This window comes from Neisseria sp. (assembly GCF_030523955.1).
GTDB lineage: Bacteria > Pseudomonadota > Gammaproteobacteria > Burkholderiales > Neisseriaceae > Neisseria.
In genome coordinates this window covers 16,744-41,356 of sequence record NZ_JAUNHL010000016.1, presented here as the reverse complement: position 1 = coordinate 41,356, position 24,613 = coordinate 16,744, and the positions used below count along the sequence as shown (strand labels likewise).

Below are 24,613 nucleotides of genomic sequence, written 5' to 3'. Positions count from 1 at the left end.
TTGGTTGTTAGTATTTCGGCTATGGATAAAGCGGCAAACTGTTCGAAACGCAGTGCAAAAATATACATATAAGATAAAAGGTAATAATAAATGGCATCAAATCAAACTACGGGCGGTCTTTTCGGTATAGGTACGAAAGAAAAAGGCAAGCGTTTTACATTTGAAGGCAAAAACACGCTGACAGACCAAATCGTGCGCGGCGAAGTGGTGGCGAAAAACGAAGAGGAAGCGCGCAAAAAATTGCAGCGGCGCAGCATCAAGCCTTTGCGTGTCAGCAAAGTAAAAAGTACGCGCAAGAAAAAAATCACCCAAGGAGACATTACTGTCTTTACCCGCCAACTGGCTACCATGATGAAAGCAGGCCTGCCTGTAATGCAGGCCTTCGAAATCGTGGCCCGCGGCCATTCGAACCCTTCCATGACGCAAATGCTGATGCAAGTTCGGGGCGACGTGGAGCAGGGCAGCCCGATGGCGCAGGCTTTTTCCAAGCATCCGAAATATTTTGACCGTTTTTACTGCAATTTGATTGCCGCAGGCGAGGCCGGCGGCGTGTTGGAAAGTTTGCTCGACAAACTTGCCCTCTATAAAGAGAAAACGCAGGCGATTAAAAAGAAAGTAAAAAGCGCGCTGACTTATCCGATTGCGATCGTCGTGGTGGCCATCGTATTGGTAATGGTGATGATGATGTTCGTGCTGCCGGAATTCGGTAAAGTATACGAAGGCATGGGTGCGGAACTGCCCGGGCTGACTCAGATTATGATGAATATTTCACGGTTTTTCGTGGAATGGGGTTGGCTGATTATTATCGTGATGATCGGCGCCGTCGTCGCTGCCGTTAAAGCGGTACAGCATTCGCCAAAATTGCAGCGCCGTGTCGATGCGTGGCTGCTGAGGGTGCCGATTTTCGGTTCTATCGTGAGAAAAGCAACGATTGCCCGTTGGGCGCGCACTACATCCAGCCTGTTTGCCGCGGGCGTACCTTTGGTGGAGGCTTTAGATTCTGTGGCGGGAGCCTCCGGCAATATTCTTTATGAGGAAGGTACGCATGACATCCGTGCCAAAGTGAATCAAGGTATGTCGCTTACATCCAGTATGCAGAGTACCGAACTTTTCCCTAATATGGTGCTGCAAATGGCTTCCATCGGCGAAGAATCCGGCTCGTTGGAAGACATGTTGAACAAAGCGGCGGAATTTTACGAAGATGAAGTGGATAACGCGGTGGCCCAGCTTTCTTCGTTAATGGAGCCGATTATTATGGTAGTGTTGGGCTCCATTATCGGTGTGATTCTGGTGGCGATGTATCTGCCCTTGTTTAATTTGGGTAATGTTGTGGGTTGATGATGGTATCGGAAATCTACGCACCTTTTGCAGTGCCTTTGGCCGTTTTGCTCGGTTTGTTGGTAGGCAGTTTTTTGAATGTGGTCATTTACCGTGTTCCGGTAATCATGGAAAAACAATGGACGCTGTTTGCTAAAGAGCATTTGAATTTAGACGCAACCCCGGAAGAACGGGCACCTTTCACTTTGGCTTATCCGCCTTCCCGCTGTCCGGCATGCGAAAAGCCGGTGAAGCCTTGGCAGAATATCCCGATTGCCAGCTATCTTTTATTGAAAGGTAAATGCGGAAATTGCCAAACACATATCAGCCTCCGCTACCCTTTGGTGGAACTGCTTACCGGTGTTTTGTTCGGCATCGTTGCTTTCCGGTACGGCTGGTCGTGGCTTACCTTGGGCGGCTTGGTTTTCACGGCGATGCTGGTGGCCTTGACGTTCATTGATGCGGATACGCAATACCTGCCGGATTCTCTGACTTTGCCTTTAATCTGGTTGGGTTTGATTTATAATCTGAACGATGCGTTCGTACCGCTTGGCCAAGCGGTTTTAGGGGCGGTAGCCGGATATACCAGCCTTTGGCTGCTCAATTATATTTTTAAAAAAATCCGCGGGGTCGAAGGTATGGGAGGCGGGGATTTCAAGCTCTTTGCCGCCTTCGGAGCCTGGCTCGGCATCAGTACGTTGCCGGCGATTATTTTTGCAGCGGCGTTGGTCGGTTTGGCGGCATCGATTGTTCTGCGGATTGCCAATACGCAGCAGCAGATTGCTTTCGGTCCCAGTTTGGCCATTGCCGGCTGGTTGGCTTTTGTGGGAAACGGGCCTTTGCAAAAAGGTATTTCATGGTGGCTTAATTCTTCAGGGTTGGCATGACTGTTTGGGTAGGATTAACCGGCGGAATCGGCAGCGGCAAATCAAAGGCGGCTGCCGAGTTTTTGCGTTTGGGCGTACCGCTTATCGATGCGGATGCCGTCAGCCGCAGCCTTACCGCTGAAAACGGAGCGGCACTGTCCGGTATACGCCGGCAGTTCGGCGATGATTTGTTTGATGATCATGCCTGTCTGAAAAGGGCGGCTTTACGCGATTTGGTATTTGCTTCGGATAAAGCGCGCAATGATTTGGAAGCGCTGATGCATCCTTTGATACTGGCAGAGATCAAGAACAGGAAGGCTGCTTATCCGAATGCCGGCTACGGTGTAATCGAAATCCCTTTATTGGTGGAGAAGCCGGCATTCAAAGCAGCCGTTGACCGGGTTTTGGTGGTTGAAAGTGAAGAAGCAATCCGGTTGCAGAGGGTGGTGCGGCGCAGTAATTTGACAGAAGAGGCTGTGCTTCGGATTATGGCGGCGCAGGCGGCGGATTGGCAGCGGCGTATGGCAGCCGATGACATATTGGTTAACAACGGTACCGAAGAAGAGCTGGCTGCCAAAGTAGGGCGGTTCCATCTCTATTATAGCCGGTTGAAATAAGAAATATGCGGTGCTGTTTCGCCCGGCCTGAAGAAGGTGGTTTTGTAAGCCGCCAAAGGGCAACAAAATCTGCCCGCTATATTCTGCGGTAATTTGAACGTACATTTTCACTGATAGGGTTGGCGAGAAAGGATAGGCAGTGGCGGAAATATTGATAGTAAAATGCCCGACATGCGGCGGGCAGGTAGCTTGGATTAAAACCAATCCATACCGTCCGTTTTGCAGCAAACGCTGTAAAACCATCGATTTGGGTGCTTGGGCAAATGAGGATTTTAAAGTGGAAGCCATAGAGGAAGACGGATTTTCCGAGTCATAAGTTTAAGAAACGGAAAGCGCAGCCCGCCTCAGGGTTACAATAAACACGCATTAGATTGGAAATTTTTTTCTTAAAGCCGTTTAGCATACATATCAATCCGTTTATGAAACCGCATAAAAACCGATTTTCAGACAACCGTTTGAGCAGGGCCGAATTCGCCGCCTATTGTTTGCCGGCTACGGTTGCCTTGTTGTTGATGATGTTGCTGATTGGCGGAATGCTCGATGCCTCGTCTGGAACCGGCCGCTATCTGGTTGCCGTATTGTCGTTGAATATCAAAAGAAGCTTGACCGGTTTTATCCTTGTCGGATGCGTATTGGTTTTCTACCAGCATAAATTATTGATCAAACGCTGCAATGATGCCGGTTTGGGCTGGCCGGCAGGTGAAATTTTGGCCAAGCTCGGATTTTTTGCCGCCGCCTTGGGCTTTTTGCTCAGACCTTTGGGCTTGCTGGTATTGGGGTTGGTGTTTGCGCAATATCTCTACGGCCTGTATTTGCGGGATAATCCGCTGCCCAACCTGAGCGGCAATCCGCGTACCAACAGTAATCTGATGTTATTGCTGGCGGGGGCGTCTTATTTAATTGCGGTCGGGTTGGTTTTGGTATCGGCACAGTGGTTGGAAGCTTGGTGCGATTTGGTTTACCAAGGTTTACAAATGGTATTTTGGCGTTTATTGTAATCCGGTTTGTATGGCGCAAGTTCAAAGATATTGCCTGCGGCTTGCCGCCGTGCTTCGAACAATCGGTTTTCCCGGCTATGCAAATGCCTGTCTGAAAAAGTGTTCAGACAGGCATTTTTCCATTGTATCGGATGTTTATTCACCCGGGCATTCCGCGCATTCGCTGCGCTGTTCGCCAAGGGTAAGTTTGGCCGCTACGTCGCGCAGGGCGGTGCGCAGGCCTTCTTCGATAACCGGATGGTAGAACGGCATATCGAGCATTTGCGGAATGGTCATTTTCTGCTGATGCGCCCATGCCAGCAAGTGGGCGAGGTGCTCTGCGGCAGGGCCCACGATTTCGGCGCCGATAAAGCGGCCGGTACCTTGCTCCGCATAAATGCGCATATGCCCTTTGTTGACCAGCATCACGCGGCTGCGGCCTTGGTTTTTGAACGATACTTCGCCGATGGCTACGCAATCCGTGTTTTTGTAGCGTTGTTCGATTTGGCTGAATTTGAGACCGACAAAGGCGATTTGCGGATCGCTGAATACCACGCCGATGTGGCTTCGGCGCAGGCCGTTGCCGATTTCGGGATAGGTGCCGGCATTCTGGCCGGCGATTTTTCCCTGGTCGCTGGCTTCGTGCAATAAAGGCAGCTGGTCGGAGGCGTCGCCCGCGATGAAGATGTGCGGAATGCTGGTTTGCATGGTCAGCGGATGCGCTTTGGGCACGCCTTTGCCGTCTAATTCGATATCCAAATTTTCCAAACCGATATTGTCGGTATTGGGGGTGCGGCCGGTAGCGGCCAGCAGATAGTCGGCGGTATAGCTATGCTCTCGGCCGTTTTCCGACCAGGTGATTTCCACTTTGCCTTCCGGTGTGCGGCCCACCGAAGGGCATACGCCCAAATGCAAATCCAGCTCTTCGCCGAACACGGCTTGGGCTTCGGCCGATACTACGGGATCGGAGATTCCGCCCAAGCGTTTGCTGCGGCCGAAAATTTTGGTTTTGACGCCCAAGCGGTGCAGCGCTTGGCCGAGCTCCAATCCGATAACGCCCGGGCCGAATACGGCTATGCTTTCAGGCAGGGTGTCCCAATAAAAAACGTCGTCGTTAATAATCAGCCGGTCGCCGGCTTTTTGCCATTCTTCGTTAATATATGGGCGCGAACCGGTGGCAATCACGATGCGGTCGGCGGTGATTTCCGTATGACCGTCGATGCGGATGGTGTGTTCGTCCACGAATTCGGCTTTGCCCATAATGCGCTTGTCGGCCGGCCATTCTTCTACATCGCTCACTACAAAGCCGACGAAGCGGTCGCGTTCGGTTTTAATGCGGCGCATCACTTCCTCTCCGTTGACGGTGATGCTGCTTTTGTCCAGATGAATACCGAATGGGTCGGTATGCAGGGCATGATGCCGGGCTTCGGCGGCAGCAATCATCAGTTTGGAGGGCATGCAGCCTACCCGGGCGCAGGTGGTGCCGAACGCGTGGCTTTCGATGAGGTAGACATTGTCGGTATGCAGGCGGGCGTTGCGGAAAGCGCCCATGCCGGCGGTGCCGCCGCCGATAACGGCTACGTCTGCTTTGATTTTTTTCATCTGTTTTTCCTTTCGGAGGGTAGGTTTTCAGACAGGCATTTTATCTTAACAGTGATAGTGAACCTGCTTATTTCAATGCGTGCCGCCGGCCTTGTCTCCAAATAAGTTTATCCGCCCTATGCCTGTCTGAAAAAGCGGATTTCCGGTTGTGTGCCTGTTCGGGAAGCGCTTATCAGTAAGGAAAGCATGATAAAAACAGGCGGAAGGGGTTTTATAGTCATTTAAAATAAGGACGATACGGCCTTGCTGCCTTGTTTCGTTCTGTGTTGGTCGGCTATAAAAGCTTGCATTTTACGTTTTCGATTTTAAGAAGGGCCGCCACAAGGCAGCCCTTAAGTTTGGCGAAACGGATTATTGGGCCGCGAGGTAAGCATCCAAATCTTCGCTGCCGCCGATGTATTTGCCGCCGATGAACACTTGCGGGGCGGTTGCTTTGCCTGTGATGGCGCGTACGGATACGATGCTGGCATCTTTGCCCAATACGATTTCTTCATAGGCCAAGCCTTTGTCTTCCAGCGCTTTTTTTGCTTTTGCGCAGAATTGGCAGCCCGGCTTGGTGAAAATGGCGATGGATTCTTGCGATTTCCAGTTCGGAGCAAGGTAGTTCAGCATGGTGTCGGCATCGGACACTTTGAACGGATCGCCGGGCTCTTGCGGCTCGATAAACATTTTTTCGATTTTGCCGTCGTTGACGAGCATGGAGTAGCGCCAAGAGCGCTTGCCGAAGCCGAGGTCGTTTTTGTCGACCAGCATGCCCATGCCTTCGGTGAATTCGCAGTTGCCGTCGGGAATCATGGTGATGTTGTCGGATTCTTCGTCGGCGGCCCAGGCGTTCATCACGAAAGTATCGTTGACGGATACGCACAGGATGCTGTCCACGCCGTTTTCTTTGAATGCCTTGGCCAGCTCGTTGTAGCGGGGCAGGTGGGTGGACGAACAGGTGGGGGTGAATGCGCCGGGCAGGGAGAACACCACGACTTTTTTGCCTTTGAACAATTCGTCGGTGGTAATGTCTTTCCAAGAGTCGCCTACGCGGGTGTGGAAGGTGCAGCTCGGTACTTGTTGGCCGGTACGGTCTTGCAATGCCATAATCAATACTCCTTACAGTATGTTGGGATTAAAAACTTCGTGTTTCATCGGTCACTATTATAATCTGCCGATGACCGACGGCTGATTTATAGTTCAAATAATCTTTATTATATAAATTTATTTAAAATCAAATATTGATTTATAATTTCAAAAACAAAGCCGGGGCGGGTTTACATATGTTTTCCATGTTGGGCAAAGATTGTGACAGTTCAATGTCGTTTACGAAAAATTACGAATTGTCGGAATGAGGCTCAGGTTCGGGCGAATCTTCGTAAACTTTGCTGCGGATGCGGCTCTCGGCCAAGCTTTTGAGGGCGAAACGGTCTTGGCCGGGATGTTCGGCGGGAACGATGGGCGGGGTGAAATCGGCGGTAATCAGGATTTCCTGCATGGAAAGCACTCGCCAAATGGATTTGATGAGGTTGATGTTGGCAAACGACGGTACGGTGCTGCGCAGGCCGACATCGTTGTAATAACGCAAAGCGATGGGCTGGATGGGCGTTTGGGCTTGGATGGCCGATTCGAACAGTGCTGCTTTGAAGGGCAGCAGGCCGGTGCCGGGCGAGGTGGCGGCCTCGGGGAAGAAGCAGACGTTTTGGCCGGCTTGCAGCGAGGCGACGATGGCGGCATTGATGGGACCGATGTCTTTGCGGCTGCCGCGGTTGATGAATACGGTTCCGGCATGGGTGGCGATTTTTCCGAGCAGGGGCCACGACTGCATTTCCTTCATGGCGATAAAGCTGCTGGGGCACAGTGCGCTGATGGCGAAAATATCCAACCAGGATACGTGGTTGGCAACCACCAGGCTGTTGGAAGGCAGAACGGCGGGCGGTGTGTTGATATGTAATTTTACATTCAGGATTTTGAGCGCTTCGCTGCCGATGTGCGCCAAAATGCGGTTGCGGGTTTCGGCAACGGCCGATTCGGGGCGGGTAAACAGGCGGCTTTGGCTGATGATGAGGCTGCTGAGGCGCCAGAGGCGGCGAAGGCGCTGCAGGATGGGCGTTTTGTGGTGAGACATTGGTATGCGTAGTGGTTTTGATATGGCTGTATCACGGTTTGCTGTGTTGGAAGGATTGAGTAGTGTAGCAGGTTGCGCTGCAAAAGCAATCTTATCCGGCAGGTTGTTAAGGTTTGTATTTTATTTTTTAAAGGTATTGTTTCTTATAATATTATTTTCAGACAGGCATTGTATTGCGCTTTTGGCTTTATGCCTGTCTGAAAACTATTTCTGGCAGTGCGGGCAGAAAAAGGTACCGCGTTGGCCGAGGGTGGTTTTCTGTATCGGGCTGCCGCAGTTCGGGCAGGCCAGCTTGTGCCGGCCGTACACGGCGTATTCCTGCTGGAAATAGCCGCTGTTGCCTTCGCTGTCGACGAAATCGCGCAGGGTGCTGCCGCCGGTTTCGATGGCGCGCTGCAATACGGCTTTGATTTCGCGGCACAGTAAGGCGGCCTCTTTGCGGGTAACTTCGTTTGCCGGGCGTCGGGGCGATATGGCCGAGCGGAACAGGCTTTCGTTGGCGTAAATATTGCCTACGCCGACCACCAGTGAGTTGTCCATGATGGCAAGCTTGACGGCGCATTTGCGCTTTTGCAGGCTTCGGTGGAGATAGTCCGCATCAAATGCGCTGTCCAAGGGTTCGGGGCCGGCTTTGGCGAGGAGGGGGTGGTGTTCGGCAATGCCGGCAAACCATAAAATGGCGCCGAAGCGCCGCGGGTCGCGGTAGCGCAGGAGGGTACCGTCGGTAAAGACAAAATCGGCATGGTCGTGCTTGCCTGCTGCGGGGGCCGTGCCGGGCGTGAAAATACGCAGGCTGCCGGACATGCCCAGATGGATAATCAGAATGCCTGTCTGAAAATGCAGCAGCAGGTATTTGGCGCGGCGGCCGCACCGTATGAGGGTTTGGTTTTCCAATGTTCCGGCCAAACCGGCGGGCACGTGCCAACGCAGCTTGGGTTGGCGGACAAGGACGGCGGCCACGGTTTTGCCGCTGATGTGCGGAGAGATGCCGCGCAGGGTGGTTTCGACTTCGGGCAGTTCGGGCATGGGGGCTGGCCGGTGAATGGATGGGAGGATTATGGGTGCGGCGGCGGGATAATTCAAGCGGGATTTGCGGTGTTGCCTTGAGCGAAACGGTCGGCCAGCGTATAGAGGATGCCTGCGGTCAGGCCCCAGATGTCGTAATGAAGATAGGAGAGCGACGGTGTTTGAACCGTGCGGTTGAGGTGGGTGAAACTGCGTTGGCGGTAGAGGGCGGGGTTGAGTACGACCGAGAGCGGAATGTAGAACGCTTCGGCCACTTCGCCGGGATCGGGTGTGAGTACGGGCTCCTGCCGGGCCAGTGCGGGCACGGTGTGCACTGCGTATCCGCTGGGCGTATACCAAGGCGGCATGGCTTCGAATGTTTGCCACACATCGCGGGGCGTGCCCACTTCTTCGTGCGCTTCGCGCAGGGCGGTGGCGGCAAACGAGGTGTCTTCCGGATCGCGGCCGCCGCCGGGAAAGGCAATCTGGCCGGTGTGCAGTCGCAGTGTGTCGGCGCGTTTGGTGAGCAGCACCTGCCATTCTTTGTTGCGCGGTACGATGCCGAGCAGTACGGCGGCATGGCGGAAAGGTTGCGCAGGGTCGAACAGGGCGTTGCGCCGGTTCGGCAGCGCGGATTGCCCTTGCGAGAGGCTTTGCAGGAAACGGCTTAAGTCGGTTTGGTCCATGGCGGCATGCTTTCAGACAGGCATTGTTTATCGCCGATAATACAGAATTTTACGGTGCAGGTCCCTTCTTTTGTCAATCGGGAATTCATGGGAGGCAAGCCGATTATAAGCTTGTTTAGATGCCTGTCTGAAAGGCCGGATGCGCATCCCGTTAATTGTTGCAAAAGTCGCCCCGGCCTTAAGCCTTGTGATAAAGTAGCGCTTTGTTTTTACCCGGCGGGAATATGCCGGGCGCCGAATCTTGTTACGCCAAAGGGAAGTGTTATGCCTTTTTTCCAAAAACGCCTGCGCCCGCTTGCGCTGCTTCTGATGCTGGCCTGTCCGGCTGCCGGTTTCGCTTCGGGTGCTGCGCCGCAAACCTCGGACTACCGCCGGATAGAGGCGGACGGGGCAATCGGTCCGCTGCCGGTCAGCGAACATGAACGGCGCAGGCAAGTGGTGCAGCGGGCCGGCGAGCTCTTTACGCTGTTCGGCGGCGAAGTCGCTTTGCAAAAAGGCGACGCGGCCACGGCTTTGGCCAGCTATATGGTGGCCTTCAACCGCACTCAGGATCCGGCGGTGGGCGAGCGGGCGATGGAAATGGCTTTGGGTTTGCACGCATACGATCAGGCCGAGGCGGTTTACCGGCGTTGGCGCGAAATCGAGCCGCAGCCGGGAGCGGCGCAGCAACGTATGGCATTTGCCCGCAGTTTGGCCTTGAAAGAATTCGATGAAGCACAGCGGGGCTTCGACAAAGTGATGGCGGCGGCCGGAGAGGAAAACAAGCGCAAGCTCTTCCTGCAGCTTTCGCAGGCCGCGGTGGAAAGCCCCGGGCTTGCCAAGCGCATCGGCAGTAAAGTGAAGCGGGAAACCAAGGCGTATCCCGATATGCCCGAAGCGGTGATTGCCAATGCGATTTTCAGCGCGCTTTCCAACGATGAGCGCGGTGCGGTGAAGGCCTTGCAGCGGCTGACCGAGCTGGACACCCAGATTGCACCGCCCACCCTGCTCACCCTGCGCCTGATCGGCCGGCAAAATCCGGAAATCCTGAACCGCTTTTTTACCGGGGCCGATGCGGAAAAACTTTCTCCGATGTGGCGCCAGCTCCAAGTGGAAGCGTTGGTCCATTCGGGTAAAAACGCCGAAGCCTACGGTTTGCTGCAGCAGCTGTTGAAAGAGGCGCCGGATGCGGATCTCTATATGCAGGCTGCGTTTTTGGCGATTAACCAAAAGGCCGCGCTGCCTGTGGTGTTGTCTTATCTGGAGCAGGCTTACAAGACCGGTACGCAGGAGCAGCGCAGCCGGGCGGCTGCCGTAGCCGCCATGCGTAACGCCGATGCGCGCAACTACCAAGCGGCGCGCGAGTGGGCGGCACGGATTAAGGCGCCCGGTTATGCGTTTGACAAAGCGGTGTTGAACGCTTCCATTGAGGCGGAAGCCGGGGATTGGCAGAAAGCGCGCGGGTATGTGCGGGCGGCGGAAGGGCTGCCGGAACAACAGGGCAATTTTTTTACCGATGCCGATTTGTTCCGCCTGCAGATTTTCGCCGTATCGCAACAAAGTAATCCGCGGCGGGCTCTGCAGGAGCTCGATTCGCTTTACCAAAAAGTGCACACGCAGAAAAACAGCCAAGACAAACTGGCCGACGTTTTATACCAGCGCGCCATTCTGTATGCCGACAGTTTGAACGAACCGGACAAAGCCGTTGCCGATTTGCGCCGTTACCGCGAGCTTAGGCCGGATAGCGCCCAAGGCATGAATGCTTTGGGCTATACCATGCTCGGTATGCCGCAAAGCGATAAAAACGAAGCATTCGAACTTATCCGGTCGGCATACCGGCTGGAGCCCGAAGAAGCTGCGATTAACGACAGCATGGGCTGGGCGTATTTCATCAAAGGCGATTCCCGGGCCGCACTGCCCTATTTGGAATTTGCATTCGAAAAACAGCCCGATCCCGAAGTGGCGGCGCATTTGGGCGAAGTATATTGGCGGCTGGGCGAGAAGGACAAAGCCCGAGCCGTGTTCCGCAAAGGGTTGGCCGAAAAAGAAGGCAAACAAAACGTTTTGCGCGAAACCATGAAACGCTTGGGCGCAACCTTGCCGGCGGCCGAGTAATGTTCATACGCAGGGCAATGCCTGTCTGAAAGCTGTGGTATTTCTTTATCAGACAGGCATTTGTGTTCCATATTTCTTTTCAGACAGGCATTGATATGGGTGATGAAGATGCAGAGTAATATGAATATCCGCCGTATTTCGGGCATACTGCTCGGTTTGGCATTGGGCGCATGTGCGACGGTCGACCGGAAAACAGAGGGCTGGCAGGAACAGGCGGAGCGGCGGGATTTCAGCGCCGGAGGGCGTTTGGCCGTGAAGGCGGAGGGAAAAGGATCGTATGCGAATTTCGATTGGACTTACCAAAACGGCGTGCAAACCATTGATGTCAATACGCCGCTGGGCAGTACGGTGGGCCAGCTTTGCCAAGATGCGCAAGGCGTGTTGGCGGTAGACGGCAACGGCAAAGTATTCAGCGCGGCCACGCCGAAGGAATTGAGCGAACGCTTGCTGGGATACGATCTGCCGGTGCAATACCTGGACGTTTGGGCGGCAGGGCAACGGGTGAAAGGAGAGCCGTACCGGATTACTGCCGACGGAAAGCTGCAACAATCCGGCTGGACGATTTCCCGCCAATTAAATGAAAAAGGCATGCCGCGCATTTTGCTGCTGGAAAGCAGCAAGCTGACGCTGCGGCTGGTATTCGATACCATGCAAATATTGCCGGCCGGCGGGCAGGCTCCTTCGCAATGCGCGGCGCGGAGCGCGCGATGACTCCGCCGGCAGACGTCCCGGCTTTTTTAGCACCGGCCAAGCTGAATCTGGATTTGAGAATAACCGGCCGCAGGGCAGACGGTTATCATGAGTTGGAAAGCATTTTCTGCTTAATCGGGCTGTATGACGTATTGAATATCGCAGTGCGCGGCGACGGAAAAATTGTTTTGCATACGCCGGTTGCAGGTGTGCCGGCCGGACAAGATTTGACCGTGCGCGCAGCCGAGTTATTGAAAAGCCGCACCCAGAGCAGGCAAGGCGCGGATATCTGGCTGGAGAAACGCATTCCTATGGGGGCCGGCTTGGGCGGCGGCAGCTCGGACGCCGCCGCGGTGCTCTTGGTGTTGAACAAACTGTGGCGCTGCGGCCTCGACAGACAGCAGCTGATTGGCTTGGGTGCGAAGCTGGGGGCGGACGTGCCTTTTTTTATTTTCGGAAAAAATGCGTTTGCCAGAGGCATAGGCGAACAGCTCAGCGAGATCGAAGTGCCGAAACAATGGTATGTTGTGGCGCGGCCCGAAGTGCACATCAGCACGCAGAAGATTTTTTCACATAAAAACTTGACGCGTAATTCAAAACCCAGCATAATTTCGAGCTTTCAAGCATTGCGGCCTTTTAGAAACGATATGCAGGCCGTTGTGTTCGAAGAATATCCTCAGGTGTTTGCTGCATTTTCCGAGCTGCAAAAATACGGCCATGCCTTGATGACCGGTTCCGGTTCTTGTGTGTTTGTCGCTGTGGATAATAGGGCGGAAGCGGAAATAATCTGCCGCCGAGTTTCTGAGAAATATCAGGCATATTGCGTTGAAGGGCTGCCGGCTCACCCGTTGTTTGATATTTGACCCGTTTGAAGTGTTGGGGATTCGCCAAGTTGGTTAAGGCACCGGATTTTGATTCCGGCATGCGTAGGTTCGAATCCTACATCCCCAGCCAACCTGAATATTGGGGATTCGCCAAGCTGGTTAAGGCACCGGATTTTGATTCCGGCATGCGTAGGTTCGAATCCTACATCCCCAGCCAAATATTAAAGCGTGTAAGCCTCTCTTGCACGCTTTAATTACGTCCGGTTTGAAAATACTGTTGGCGCTTTTGCGAAATGCTTTAGGTGCGTATAATACGCTCCAACCGATTTGAAAAACCAAGGAAGCTGAATATGTTTCCTGCATGCAAAAAAACAACCTTGGATGGTGAAGAAATGGCAGCTTACGATAGCTTGATGGTATTTACCGGTAATGCCAACCCTGAGTTGGCCAAAAATATGGTTAAGCATTTGGATATTTCATTGGGTAATGCCTCGGTGGGCAAATTTTCCGATGGCGAAGTTGCTATAGAGCTGCTGGAGAATGTGCGGGGCAGGGATGTTTTTATCGTGCAGCCTACTTGTGCGCCGACCAATGACAATCTGATGGAAGTGCTGACCATGGCGGATGCTTTGAAACGCGCATCGGCCGGTCGAATTACTGCAGCCATCCCTTATTTCGGCTATGCGCGCCAAGACCGCCGTCCCCGTTCGGTCCGGGTGCCGATTTCGGCGAAACTGGTGGCGAATATGCTGTATTCGGCAGGTATCGACCGGGTATTGACTGTGGATTTGCATGCGGACCAAATACAAGGCTTTTTCGATATTCCGGTTGATAATGTCTATGCAACGCCGATTTTGGTTAACGACATACAGCAACAGCGTATTGAAAACTTAACCGTGGTCAGTCCGGATATCGGCGGAGTGGTGCGTGCGAGAGCGGTGGCCAAAATGCTGAATGTGGATTTGGCGATTATCGATAAGCGGCGGCCTAAGGCCAATGTGGCGGAAGTGATGAATATCATCGGAGACGTCCAAAGCAGAACCTGTCTGATTATCGACGATATGATTGATACCGCGAACACTTTGTGCAAAGCAGCGTCTGCCTTGAAGGAGAGGGGGGCGGAGCGCGTGTTGGCTTATGCCACTCATCCCGTATTTTCAGGAGAGGCCGTAAACCGCATTTTGTCTTCGGATATTGACCAAGTGGTGGTGACGGATACGATACCGCTGTCTGAAAACGGCAGGAAATGCGCCAAGATCCGCCAGGTTACCATTGCAGGATTGTTGGCGGAAACGGTAAGGCGCATCAGTAACGAAGAATCTGTGTCATATCTTTTCAATGAAGATATTGTCGCTCAGGGAGCGATGTTTCTCCCTTAACTCTGCCATCGGAAACTGGTCGCGGTTTTGAAGATGGTGTTTATTTATTTTTTGGAGTATTTTAATTATGTCATACGAAATTCAAGCTGCCGTGCGCGAAAATCAAGGTACTGGTGCGAGCCGCCGCCTGCGTCGCGAAGGAAAAACCCCGGCAGTTTTATACGGCGAAGGCCAGCAGGCCGCCGCAATCGAAGTGGATCACAGAACCCTGTTTTACGCTTTGGAAAAAGAAGCTTTCCATACCGCATTGCTCAAGCTGTCTTTGGATGGTAAAACCTACGATGTCATTGTGCGCGATTTTCAACATCATCCTGTCCGTCAGGAAGTGCAACATGTTGACTTTCAAGTGGTTGATTTGAACAAGCCGCTGCGTATCCGTTTGCCTTTGCGCGTTGTGAACGCCGAAAAATCCCATGCGGTAAAATTGCAGAGCGGGCGTGTTTCCATATTGGCCAGTACTGTTGATTGTATTGTAAATCCTAAAAGCATTCCCGAATTTTTGGAGCTGGACTGTGCAAATGTTGTGGCCGGCGATATTCTGCATTTGTCGGATGTGAAATATCCGGAAGGAGTTTACAGTATTGCTTTAAAACGTAATTCTAATCTGGCTGTTGCTACTGTTACCGGTAAGAAACGTTAACTGTTGTGACCTGAATCGTACTTGGCCCTGCTGTTGTACAGTAAGGGCTTTGTTTTTCTGGTTCCCCGCATTTTGTAAAGTTCCCGATGTTGCTTTTAACAAATAAGGCAACCTTTTATCTGTCATAAGATGAATAAAATAAGATATGGTGTTATCCTAGAGCAGTTTTGAATTGGCTGTGCTGAAACGTGAATTATGACGTATATTTATTTCGCGCTGTAATTTATATGTAAATAAAATATGTACAAATTAAGTTGGAAATATGCAAAAGCATCTATTCTATAAAACAACCGGTTATCTTAAGCGCTGCTCTGCGCTTTCTGTTGCTGTTTTTATGATAAGCCAGCCGGTTGCCGCAAAAGAATTACGCGAAATCCTACAAAAATCGTTAGTGGCTGACCCGTCTGTGTTGGAAGCGAAAGCCAATGTGGCTTCTGCGCAGAGTGCCACGAAAGCGTCGAGGGCGGCACATTATCCGGTTGTCGGGTTTACAGGCACCCAAGTGTTGGCTCAGCGTAATGATGACAGAGTCGACGATTTGGATAACGCGATTGGTTTGAAAGGCAGTGTGAACCTTTTTTCCTGGGGCGGTATCGAGGCATCGGTCAATAGGGATAAGAATAAAGAAACCCATTACAAATATAAATACTATGAAACCCAAGAGGAATTGGGAAGCGAAATAGGCAAGCTTTATCTGACGGCCTTGCGCGCTAAAGAATCGATTGAAGTGAATCAGCAAAGCCTGAACCGGCATAACAAACTGTTGCGCGATTTGGATGTGGTGGCCAAATACGACAGGGGCCGCCGTTCTGAAGTTATCGAGGCGGAAGCAAGGCGCCTGCAGGTGCAGACAACGATAGCGCAATTGACACGTACTATGGAACTGGCGCTCAGCCGTTTGTCCAAGTATCTCCCGACCCCTCTGCGTCCCCAAGATTTGCAAGACCCTTTCAGAACAGAAACCGCGCGCACCTTGGTCAGCCGATATAAAGGTACGGACAATGGCGTCAATCCCAGTTATCTCGCTCAAAAAGCGGAACGGGAGAGTGCATTTTATGAAATGGAAGTTTCCAAGGCAGCCAGAAAACCGGCCATTAATCTGGAAGGTATTGCAACTCAAGAAACCAAACAGCTTTATCTGAACCTAACATGGAATTTCTTCGATCAGGCTGCCCGTCATACTATAGATAAAAATGCGCATACGGTAGAGGCCGCGGATTCGAAAATGGATCAGATTTTGCGTGAAGTGGTGGAGCGCTCCAAGACCGCTGAAATGGATATGGCGCAAAGCGAACTTCGTTCCGGTATTACTGCCCAGCATATCGTCTCGCAAAAAGAAGTGGTGAAAGCTTATGAGCTGCAATTCAAAGTTGCGCGCCGCACGTTAACCGATGTGCTCGGTTCTTATAACGAGCTTGCCACAATCGAACAAGAATACGTCACCTCCCGGAACGATTTTCGCGATGCCGCATTGGAGTATCTAACGGCGCAAGCCCAAGTGGCCAATTGGGCGGGCGTGAGCCCTGAAGAATAAACAGATTTAACTTTGAACTTTACGATTGAATAAAAGCTATGAAATCCATCGTCGAACATATTGCTTTGGCAACCCAGATATTAGGATCTCCGGTATCCGAAGCGGTTTTATCTGCCGAAGTAGTCAGAGATAAAGCACTGAATGTCAATTTTCATTCATTGAGGGAAGTATTGAGAAGCCATGGCTTTGAAAATACGCTTTCTAAACGCGGCTTGGATGAAATACCGTCATTGGCTGTGCCGGTTGTCATTATTTTGCATAACGAAGAAGCGGCTGTTGTAACGCAAATAAACGGGGCAGGGCGTTCGCGAACCTATCACATCCGCCAAGCCGACGGGCTGGCGCAAGAATTGAGCTACGAACAGCTCTCCGATCTTTATTTAGGCTATTGTTGGTTTATCAAGCCGAAGATGGTGTCGGACACACGTTCCGATCTGCCGGAATACGATTTGCCCAAATCATGGTTTTGGAAAGTAATTTGGCGTTTCAAAGGTTATTATTACCAAGTAATTCTGGCCACTTTCATCATCAATTTCCTGGCTTTGGTAAGTTCGCTCTACGTGATGAATGTTTACGACAGGGTGATTCCGAACCAAGCATACGAAACATTATGGGTGCTGAGCATAGGTGTGTTTTTGGCGATTGTTTTCGAATTCGCTGCTAAATTGATTCGAGGCCATTTAACCGACATTGCCGGTAAAAAAGCGGATTTGATTATCAGCTCCGCCCTGTTTCGTAGAGTAATGGCCCTGCGTTTGGCAGATCGTCCCGCTTCTGCCGGCTCTTATGCAAACAATCTGCGTGAATTTGAATCGGTTCGTGAATTTATGACCAGCGCCAGTTTGCTTACATTGGTCGATCTGCCTTTCTTGCTGTTGTTCGTATCCGTAATCGGCATGGTCGGAGGCAAGCTTGCATTGGTGCCTTTGGTCATAATACCGATAGTTGTCATTGTTGGCTTCATGGTTCAGCGGCCGTTATCCCGTCATATCAATGAATCGATGAAGGAAGCATCGCAGCGGCAAGGTTTGGCCGTAGAAGCCTTGGAAGGTATTGAAACTTTAAAAACCAACAATGCAACCACCTGGGCGCAGCAACGCTGGGACGAATATACCGCCAAAACCGCAGCCTCTTCCATTAAAGTTAAAGATACCAGCAATTTTGTGATTAATTTCGCCGTGGCCATGCAGCAATTGAATACCGTATTTCTGGTATTGCTGGGCACCTATTTGATTCATGCGGAAAACCCGAATGACCGTATTACAATGGGTGCGCTGATTGCCGCAGTCATCCTCTCGGGAAGAGCCTTGGCGCCGTTGGCGCAGATTGCCGGCTTGGCCACCCGTTTCCAGCAGGCCAAATTGGCTTTAAGCGGTGTAAATAATATTGTCGAGCGTCCCATTGAGCGTAATCCCGAGCGCAAATACATCACTTTGGATAATGTCCAAGGCGCAATCGGTTTTGAAAACGTATCGTTTCAATACAACCAAGACAACGCCACCGCGGTATCCGGTTTGAATATCAATATCCGTTCCGGAGAGAAAGTCGGCGTATTGGGGCGCATAGGCAGCGGAAAAAGCACCATGCTGAAATTGGCCGGAGGCCTGTATGACGGCTCGTCAGGCAATGTTACCTTAGACGGTGTCGACATGCGGCAAATCGACCCCAGTTTTTTAAGAAACAAAGTGCTGCTGTTGAGCCAGTCTCCCCGTTTGTTTTTAGGTACCTTGCGTGAAAATATGGATTTGGCGCGTACCGACGGCTTTTCAACCGATCAAGAATTGCTGGTTGCCTTGAAACGTTTCGGCCTTGACCGCATCATCAAAAATCATCCACGCGGTTTGGATATGCCTTTGGGGGAAGACGGTTTGGGCCTGTCCGGCGGCCAAAAGCAGATTATTTCCTTGGCGCGCATGACATTGCGCAGCCCAAAAGTCGTATTGCTGGATGAGCCTACCACAGGTTTGGATCAAGCAACGGAACGTTTGGCCCTGAATGCCGTCGGACAATGGTGCAAAGACAAAACCATGATCGTCGTAACGCACCGCCCGCAAGTGCTGCAGATTGTCAACCGCATCATTGTCATGGACAATGGCAAAGTCGTTATGGACGGCCCCCGCGATTTGGTATTGCAAAAGCTGATGCAAAATGAGCAGCAAACTTCTCCGCAGCAGCCTGCGGTGCCCGAGCAGCAGGGCAGCCGCCAGACCCATAATTGAGCTTGCGTATTTGAGACACAGGCTGCCTTATGAGCAGCAATTTCATAAAAATTAAGTGATAAGGTTGTTATCATTATGAGTGAACAAAACAATCAGGAAAGCGTTAAATCCAGTGATTTGAAGCTCGTAAACGATTTGAATGCGGCTTTGCAAAAAGAAAAGCATCACGGTCAGTTTTGGGTGATCATATTATTCTTTGTCTTCTTAGTCGTATTCGTGATTTGGGCTTACAACAGCCCCTTGGAAGAAGTAACCCGCGGCAACGGCAGCATCGTACCCAACAGCCGCGAGCAGATTATCCAGAGCTTGGATCCCGGCACCATTTCCGAAATGAAAGTCAAAGAAGGCGATATCGTTGAAAAAGGCCAGATTCTTTTGCGTCTCGACGATACAAGAAGCTCGGCCGTACTGCGCGAAAGCGAAGCCAAAGTGGCCAACTTGGAAGCCATGGTTGCCCGCTTGAAAGCCGAATCATACGGCAGCCCTTTAACTTTCCCCGAAAATATCAGCCCGGCCTTGAAACAGCGCGAACAAGCCGCCTACATGGCGCGCCGCCGTGCGGTTGTAGACGCGGTGCAAGGCCTGCAAATGAGCAAAGCCGCATTAGACAGGGAAATCGGCATCACGGCGCCAATGGTAAAACACGGCGTAGTTTCAGAAGTAGAGCTGTTGCGTATGCAGCGGGAATCCAGCGATTTAGCCGCACAAATTTCCGAGCGGCGCAACCGCTATATGGCCGATGCCAATAACGAATTGGTGCAAACCGAATCCGAATTGGCACAAGCCAAAGAAAACATGGCCATGCGGGCCGATCCCGTTTCCCGCTCCCTGATTCGCGCTCCCTTGCGCGGTATCGTGAAAGACGTAAAAATCAACACCGTAGGCGGGGTGGTGAATGCAGGCCAAGACATCCTGACCATCGTTCCCTTGGATGAAAAATTATTGGTGGAAGCCTATATCCGTCCGCAAGATGTCGCCTTTATGCGCCCCGGTCTGCCGGCGGTAGTTAAAATCAGCGCATACGATTATGCCATTTACGGCGGCTTGGACGGGAAAGTCACCATGATCAGCCCCGACACCATCAGCAACCAAGCACGTACCGACGAATTGAAACTGGATCCCAACCAAGTTTATTACCGGATACTCGTACAAACCGACAGCAACAGCTTGAAAGACAAAAACGGCAAACCTATGCCGATTATTCCGGGCATGGTTGCCACGGTGGATGTAAAAACCGGCGAAAAAACCGTATTCCAATACCTGATCAAACCGATTACGCGCATGAAGCAAGCGCTAACCGAGCGCTGATAGCGCATACCGCAAAGCCCTGCACCATGCAGGGCTTTGTTATGGCAGGATTTTCGATATAGTGCAATGACTGAAAAGCGAATTAAGTAGATACTATGTTATCTGTCAAGCCAAATCCCCCCGTGTTTGGTAAACAGTTTGGTGTTTCGGCACACCGAAACAGAGATATGCGCCAGTTTGTGCGTAGCTGCGCCAAGGGCTTGCATTTTCGCCTTGTTCGGGACAGCATGCGCGTGCAAAGTGCTTTGTATCCGAGTTGTATGACGAAAGCGATTCGAGCAACAGACTTTCCGAGCCCACGGCTATACTTTTGCCGGAGAGAAATGCCACACTACGCACAACCGGCAGAAAATGGACGCTCGAACCAATGCAATCGGAGCCGTTCGGAAGGATTTATAGTCATTTAAAATAAGAACGATACGGCGTTGCTGTGCCTTGCCGTACTATCTGTACTGTCTGCGGTCTTGTCTCGTTCTGTGTTAGTCGACTATATTTGCGCTCAGGTTGTTTGGCTGTCCGATTGGCGGCGATATTTTTTATGCTTGGTTACCGGAGATTGGGAAGCCGACAGTGATTGCAATGGATAATGCGGTATTCCATAAACAGTGGGAAGTTATTGAAACCGTTAACCGGGCGGAACATAGGATTTTATGGTTGCCATCTTACAGCCCGGATTTAAATCCGATTGAGAAAACATGGGCTTGGGTGAAAAGTTTGAGAAAGCAGTGGCAGCTTGATTGTATTGAAGCTTTGTTTTTTGGATTTTAACTATATAAAGCCCATCCCTGAAATCGGTTTGCCTTTTGTAACGGTTTCAAGGCTGTGCTTGCTTTCGGATGCACCCATGCCTGTCTGAACCATTCAGACAGGCATAGACGCAAACAACAAAAGAGCCTGCAACAGCAGGCTCTTTTCGGCTAATCTTTGAAAGATTAGAATTTGTGACGCAGACCAACCAAACCGGCAGTAGTTTCGGTTTTAATGTCTTTACCAGCACGCAACCAGCCGGCAGAAACCATAGCAGTAGTACGTTTGGAGAAGTCGTAGTCAGCACCCAAAACAACTTGGTGGTATTGAGTAGCGCGGCGTTCTTCTTCAGTTAAACCAGCACCTTTAGCTTTGAAACCGTGGGCATAAGAGATACGCGGAGTAACGTTACCGAAAGTGTAAGCGCCAGTTACAGCAGCTTCGTGGGCTTTCAAGCCAACAGAACGGTCGGTTGCACGGTCATAAGGCTCACCGTCAGCATTCAGCAAAGAGGAGCTTGACAGAGCATTACGGTAGCTATCGTAGCTATCCCAACCATTAGTGTATTGATATCCCAAGCCAACAAAGAGGTTGTTGGCATCGTAACCAACCTGTACTTGGTGAGCTTGACCAGACTTACTGTTGTCATCAGCTGTTATATAAGCAGATTTTTTATAACCCACACCGTATTGAGCAAAGAATCCAGCATTTTCAAAGTTCACACCACCGTAGTAAGAAGAAGTGTCACTGGCAACATCATCACGACCAGTAGTACGACCAGAAATACCGCGTACGGTAGCACCATTGTCACGTGGAGCAGCTTGTACGTTGAAAGAGAAACCTCCCCATACCGGAGAATCATAACGTGCGGAAACAACTCGCTCACCGGTACGTGTGAACATACCCAAGCCCAAGGCATTGTTACTGTATTCCCACGGATCAATAGCATCCATATCTTTCAGCTGGGTGCTCAATTTACCGGCACGGATTTTACCCCAGCTCTCGCCTTCCAAACCGATGAAAGAATCACGGGTACCCCATTGACCATCACCACCAAGAGGTGTGTCTTGCTCAACCTGCCAAATGGCGTTCAAGCCGGAACCCAAGTGTTCGGTACCTTTGAAACCGATACGCGAACCGAAGTCGGCAATTTTAGTTTCAGTATGGCTACGCTCACGTGTATTGTCATCAGAACCTTTAATTTTGGTTTTAGCTACTTCAACACCGGCTTTGATTTGACCGTACAGAATCACTTCGGCAGAAGCGGCGCCAGACAAAGCAACCAGAGACAGAGCAATCAGAGTTTTTTTCATTGCTGTATTCCTTTTCTATCGTTAAGAAAAACAAACTTCAAACAGTATCCAAAACTGCCTGAGTTTCGAATTCACCGCCTAAACGGCGATTCCATGACTGCTAATATAAATGCTTCGTTTGGAAAAAACAAACTTTATCGGCTTTTTTATGCTGCGTTTTTGCCGGCAGAGCATGGTTTTTGCAGCATTCAATATCATTTTTTTCATTTATTTCAATATGATAGTAAAAATAAAAATTGTATGTGCGATTTCGCAACAAATCCTGTTTTTTTGTTGCTTTTTGGCACTCCCGGTTTATTATTCGGTATGCCTTCGGGTATAAACGGTTATTTGTTCCGGGCCCGGCCGGCTGAAAATTGACCTGCCCAGCGGCCATCGAAGCCGAGAATTGCAGAGTTGCTTTATTTAATCCGGCAGCAAATTTATTTTTCTATAGTCATTTAAAATAAGAACGATACGGCCTTGCTGCGCCTTGCCGTACTATCTGTACTGTCTTCGGCTTGCTGTCTTGTCTCGTTCTGTGTTAGTCGACTATAGAAGGGGCGGTACGCTGCAGACCTATGCCAGCAATACGGCAATAGACATTGCCAAAGACAAACTTATGGAAGCCCGGAAAAATCGCTATACCGGACTAAAGCTTAGCTTATTTAGTTTGGCTTTTCGGCCATCGTATATATTCAGCGGATGCGGGCGCCCGGTGTTTTCTGCAAACGGCGTTTCATGCCCGCGAATTCTTTATCCAAGCTAATGATAAAGGCTTCGCGGGGGAAGGGTGAGGAGGAGAGCCGTTCTGTTGCGCGTCGGATGGCGGCGGTGCGGCCGAGGAGGCGTTGTTTGACGGTGAAGGCGATGATGTAAACGGGTTGGTCGGTATGGTACTGCACGATTTTGCGCACCAGATACACTTCGTCCAAATCGGGCACGGTATCCAGATAGGCATAAAAATCTGCCGAATCTTCGGCGGGCAGGCAGGCGGGGGCGATCTGGTCATCCGGCGTACAATAGGTGCGCTCGGCTTGGGCGGCTTCGGCTGGGGCGGCAAGTCGGGTGAGGGTGGCTTGGCAGTAGGCGGCGGCATCATGGCGGCCGAAGCGCTCGTGGTAATCGCGCTCGAGTGTGGCGGCTTCGACGGCCAGGGAGCTGTCTAAGGCTGCGGCGCGGCGGACCAGGGGTACGCCGTCGCCGTCGTGCCTGTCCAGCAGCAGGCGGCCGTATTCGAGGTTGGTGCCGGCGCAGCCGGGGTCGCGGCGGTACAGTACGGCAAATTGCCGCAGGGCTGATTCGGTATCGCCTGCAGCGGCTTCGGTGAGCAGGGCGCGCTCTAGGGCGTCGGATGCGGAAAGGGTGCCGTGCGCGGCTAGCGCGTCAAGCTCTTTCAGGCGGTTGAGGTGGTTTTGGTGGGTGTCGTAAGCATGTTGCCAGCTCGAACGGATGCTGCCCTGCCACCATTCTTGGTCGAATTGCCGCTGGGCTTTGGCCAGAGCGCTGCCCAGCAAGGCGGAGGCGGCTTGCCCCTGCCGGGGAAAATCGAGACGGGCAGGCAGGCGGAGGTTGTTCAGACGGTGCTGCAGGGTGGGGCTGGTGTTGTATATGTAGGCCGGCATGCTGAGCGTGTTGTCGAGATGGCTTTGCAGCTTGGCCGGTTTCAGGCAGCCGGGGTAGGCGCTAAAAGGCATTTGGACGGGCTGTTTGTGGCTTCGGCTTTGCTCGGTAAGCTGCTGCCAGAAGTCGGATTCGAGATAGGAGGCGGCTGTGTAGAGGTTGCACAGTGCGCAAGCGAGGGTTTCGGGCGGGCAGAGGCGGGCGGTTTCGGCGTCGTTTTGCAATACGTTTTGGCAATAGAGCGGATAAGTGTGCAAATCGAGCCAAGGCAGTATGTATTGGAAAAACGGAGCGCAAAGCGGACCTAAAAAAAGACTGCCTTCCAAGCTGTCGCGCAGATGGGTCCAGCGTTTGATTCGCAAACTCATGGTGCTTTGCAGGCGTTGGTTGCCGTTGCGCACATGTATGAGCTCGTTGAGGAGCACGCTTTCGAATTGTTCGCGGGTGAGGGTTTGCATCAGCGGGAGGCCGACATTCAGAACGGTATGTTTTTTGCCGGACTGCCCGTTGATGGCCAGATGTTTGTTCAGGTTGATGCGCACTTGGCTGCTCAGGCCGAGCTTGGCGGCGGCGTCTTGCACCATGGCGAAGAGTTCGGGAGATTGTTTGGCATCGAGGGGAATGCTGTCGGGCCGGTCGTGGAAAGAAGCCGAAAGAGGGCGGATGATGCGGCTCAAGATAAGGAGGCTGATGACGGACAGTATGCTGCCGAACAGCATGTGCTGGGTGCAGCGTTCGATGGCGAATAAGAGCAGGGCGAAGAAGGGAAGGCAGAAAAGCAGGGTGAAGGCGAGGCCGAGGTGGAACAGGGCAATCACTTTAAGGCGGTAGGCGGGCAGATTGTCGGCGGCCTGCCGGTTGTATCTCAAAGTGCGCAGAATCAGTTTTTCTTCAGTCATATTGTTGTATTGAGGGTTTCAGACAGGCATCAGTAACGGGCCGACTTAATTTTCCGGGCGGCGGGGGCGCTGACGCAGCCGGATTGTTGTTTGAATCGGCATTGCTCGAAAAACCAAGTATCGGTTTGGTATGTTGCGAAAGCATGTCCGTTAGATGCCGAGTGGCCGGCAGGGTTCCTGACGG

The 24,613-nt window shown here is 51.8% G+C and carries 21 protein-coding genes, 2 tRNA genes and 1 pseudogene; 17 read left to right on the top strand and 7 right to left on the bottom strand.

The window, feature by feature from the left end; translation table 11 throughout:
* The first annotated feature begins 90 nt into the window (after positions 1-90).
* The 5 genes from Q4C79_RS05035 (at position 91) to Q4C79_RS05015 (ending at position 3,798) form a co-directional block, all read left to right on the top strand.
* Positions 91-1,338 (top strand): type II secretion system F family protein, encoded by a 1,248-nt coding sequence (locus Q4C79_RS05035; RefSeq protein WP_303089932.1) that lies wholly within the window; start codon positions 91-93, stop codon positions 1,336-1,338.
* A complete protein-coding gene (locus Q4C79_RS05030) occupies positions 1,338-2,204 on the top strand; it encodes an A24 family peptidase (RefSeq protein WP_303089931.1) in 867 nt (288 codons plus the stop codon). Before Q4C79_RS05035 ends, Q4C79_RS05030 begins: the two co-directional genes overlap by 1 nt.
* Complete coding sequence (gene coaE / locus Q4C79_RS05025) at positions 2,201-2,800, top strand: dephospho-CoA kinase (RefSeq protein WP_303089930.1); 600 nt, start codon at positions 2,201-2,203, stop codon at positions 2,798-2,800. Before Q4C79_RS05030 ends, coaE begins: the two co-directional genes overlap by 4 nt.
* Positions 2,801-2,939: 139 nt before the next feature.
* On the top strand, positions 2,940-3,116 hold the full coding sequence (gene yacG / locus Q4C79_RS05020) for a DNA gyrase inhibitor YacG (protein ID WP_303089929.1): 177 nt from the start codon (positions 2,940-2,942) through the stop codon (positions 3,114-3,116).
* Positions 3,117-3,219: 103 nt separating this feature from the next.
* A complete protein-coding gene (locus tag Q4C79_RS05015) occupies positions 3,220-3,798 on the top strand; it encodes a hypothetical protein (protein WP_303089928.1) in 579 nt (192 codons plus the stop codon).
* Between the two features lie 135 nt (positions 3,799-3,933).
* Here the strand turns inward: Q4C79_RS05015 and Q4C79_RS05010 are convergent, their stop codons facing one another.
* The 5 genes from Q4C79_RS05010 to Q4C79_RS04990 all read right to left on the bottom strand — a co-directional run bounded on the left by Q4C79_RS05010 (position 3,934) and on the right by Q4C79_RS04990 (position 9,180).
* A complete protein-coding gene (locus Q4C79_RS05010) occupies positions 3,934-5,379 on the bottom strand; it encodes a dihydrolipoyl dehydrogenase (RefSeq protein ID WP_303089927.1) in 1,446 nt (481 codons plus the stop codon).
* Positions 5,380-5,730: 351 nt separating this feature from the next.
* Complete coding sequence (locus Q4C79_RS05005; RefSeq protein WP_303089926.1) at positions 5,731-6,468, bottom strand: glutathione peroxidase; 738 nt, start codon at positions 6,466-6,468, stop codon at positions 5,731-5,733.
* Positions 6,469-6,697: 229 nt separating this feature from the next.
* On the bottom strand, positions 6,698-7,489 hold the full coding sequence (locus tag Q4C79_RS05000; RefSeq protein ID WP_303089925.1) for a 1-acyl-sn-glycerol-3-phosphate acyltransferase: 792 nt from the start codon (positions 7,487-7,489) through the stop codon (positions 6,698-6,700).
* 204 nt (positions 7,490-7,693) lie between these two features.
* Complete coding sequence (gene mutM, locus Q4C79_RS04995) at positions 7,694-8,515, bottom strand: bifunctional DNA-formamidopyrimidine glycosylase/DNA-(apurinic or apyrimidinic site) lyase (protein ID WP_303089924.1); 822 nt, start codon at positions 8,513-8,515, stop codon at positions 7,694-7,696.
* A gap of 53 nt (positions 8,516-8,568) precedes the next feature.
* Positions 8,569-9,180 (bottom strand): CoA pyrophosphatase, encoded by a 612-nt coding sequence (locus Q4C79_RS04990; protein WP_303089923.1) that lies wholly within the window; start codon positions 9,178-9,180, stop codon positions 8,569-8,571.
* A gap of 264 nt (positions 9,181-9,444) precedes the next feature.
* Here Q4C79_RS04990 and Q4C79_RS04985 point away from each other — a divergent pair, with 264 nt between their 5' ends.
* From Q4C79_RS04985 to Q4C79_RS04935, 11 genes and pseudogenes are all read left to right on the top strand, one after another.
* Positions 9,445-11,274: a tetratricopeptide repeat protein gene (locus tag Q4C79_RS04985; protein WP_303089922.1), complete on the top strand. Its 1,830-nt coding sequence runs from the start codon at positions 9,445-9,447 to the stop codon at positions 11,272-11,274.
* Between the two features lie 120 nt (positions 11,275-11,394).
* Positions 11,395-11,985, top strand: coding sequence for an outer membrane lipoprotein LolB (locus Q4C79_RS04980; protein WP_303089921.1), 591 nt, complete (start codon positions 11,395-11,397; stop codon positions 11,983-11,985).
* On the top strand, positions 11,982-12,827 hold the full coding sequence (gene ispE, locus Q4C79_RS04975; protein WP_303089920.1) for a 4-(cytidine 5'-diphospho)-2-C-methyl-D-erythritol kinase: 846 nt from the start codon (positions 11,982-11,984) through the stop codon (positions 12,825-12,827). Before Q4C79_RS04980 ends, ispE begins: the two co-directional genes overlap by 4 nt.
* A gap of 14 nt (positions 12,828-12,841) precedes the next feature.
* Positions 12,842-12,918, top strand: a tRNA-Gln gene (locus tag Q4C79_RS04970).
* Positions 12,919-12,928: 10 nt separating this feature from the next.
* Positions 12,929-13,005, top strand: a tRNA-Gln gene (locus tag Q4C79_RS04965).
* A gap of 175 nt (positions 13,006-13,180) precedes the next feature.
* Entirely contained in the window at positions 13,181-14,167 is a 987-nt protein-coding gene (locus Q4C79_RS04960; RefSeq protein WP_303089944.1) for a ribose-phosphate pyrophosphokinase, read from the top strand.
* A 67-nt stretch (positions 14,168-14,234) separates the two neighbouring features.
* Positions 14,235-14,807, top strand: a complete 573-nt coding sequence (locus Q4C79_RS04955; RefSeq protein ID WP_303089919.1) for a 50S ribosomal protein L25/general stress protein Ctc — start codon at positions 14,235-14,237, stop codon at positions 14,805-14,807.
* A gap of 262 nt (positions 14,808-15,069) precedes the next feature.
* Positions 15,070-16,341, top strand: a complete 1,272-nt coding sequence (locus tag Q4C79_RS04950) for a TolC family protein (RefSeq protein ID WP_303089918.1) — start codon at positions 15,070-15,072, stop codon at positions 16,339-16,341.
* A 38-nt stretch (positions 16,342-16,379) separates the two neighbouring features.
* Positions 16,380-18,560 carry a type I secretion system permease/ATPase gene (locus Q4C79_RS04945; protein ID WP_303089917.1) on the top strand — a complete coding sequence of 727 codons (2,181 nt, stop codon included), beginning with the start codon at positions 16,380-16,382 and terminating at the stop codon, positions 18,558-18,560.
* A 75-nt stretch (positions 18,561-18,635) separates the two neighbouring features.
* The gene (locus Q4C79_RS04940) at positions 18,636-19,868 is read left to right on the top strand and encodes an HlyD family type I secretion periplasmic adaptor subunit (protein ID WP_303089916.1); all 1,233 of its coding nucleotides are present in this window, start codon (positions 18,636-18,638) and stop codon (positions 19,866-19,868) included.
* Positions 19,869-20,435: 567 nt separating this feature from the next.
* A pseudogene (locus Q4C79_RS04935) lies at positions 20,436-20,636 on the top strand (transposase); the annotation flags it as partial.
* Between the two features lie 164 nt (positions 20,637-20,800).
* Here the strand turns inward: Q4C79_RS04935 and porB are convergent.
* Positions 20,801-21,928 carry a trimeric porin PorB gene (gene porB, locus Q4C79_RS04930; protein WP_303089915.1) on the bottom strand — a complete coding sequence of 376 codons (1,128 nt, stop codon included), beginning with the start codon at positions 21,926-21,928 and terminating at the stop codon, positions 20,801-20,803.
* A gap of 93 nt (positions 21,929-22,021) precedes the next feature.
* Between porB and Q4C79_RS04925 the strand changes: the two genes are divergently transcribed.
* The gene (locus Q4C79_RS04925) at positions 22,022-22,288 is read left to right on the top strand and encodes a hypothetical protein (RefSeq protein WP_303089914.1); all 267 of its coding nucleotides are present in this window, start codon (positions 22,022-22,024) and stop codon (positions 22,286-22,288) included.
* A 317-nt stretch (positions 22,289-22,605) separates the two neighbouring features.
* On the opposite strand, the gene Q4C79_RS04920 is transcribed toward Q4C79_RS04925, so the two are convergent.
* Positions 22,606-24,429: a hypothetical protein gene (locus Q4C79_RS04920; protein WP_303089913.1), complete on the bottom strand. Its 1,824-nt coding sequence runs from the start codon at positions 24,427-24,429 to the stop codon at positions 22,606-22,608.
* Positions 24,430-24,613 lie beyond the last annotated feature (184 nt).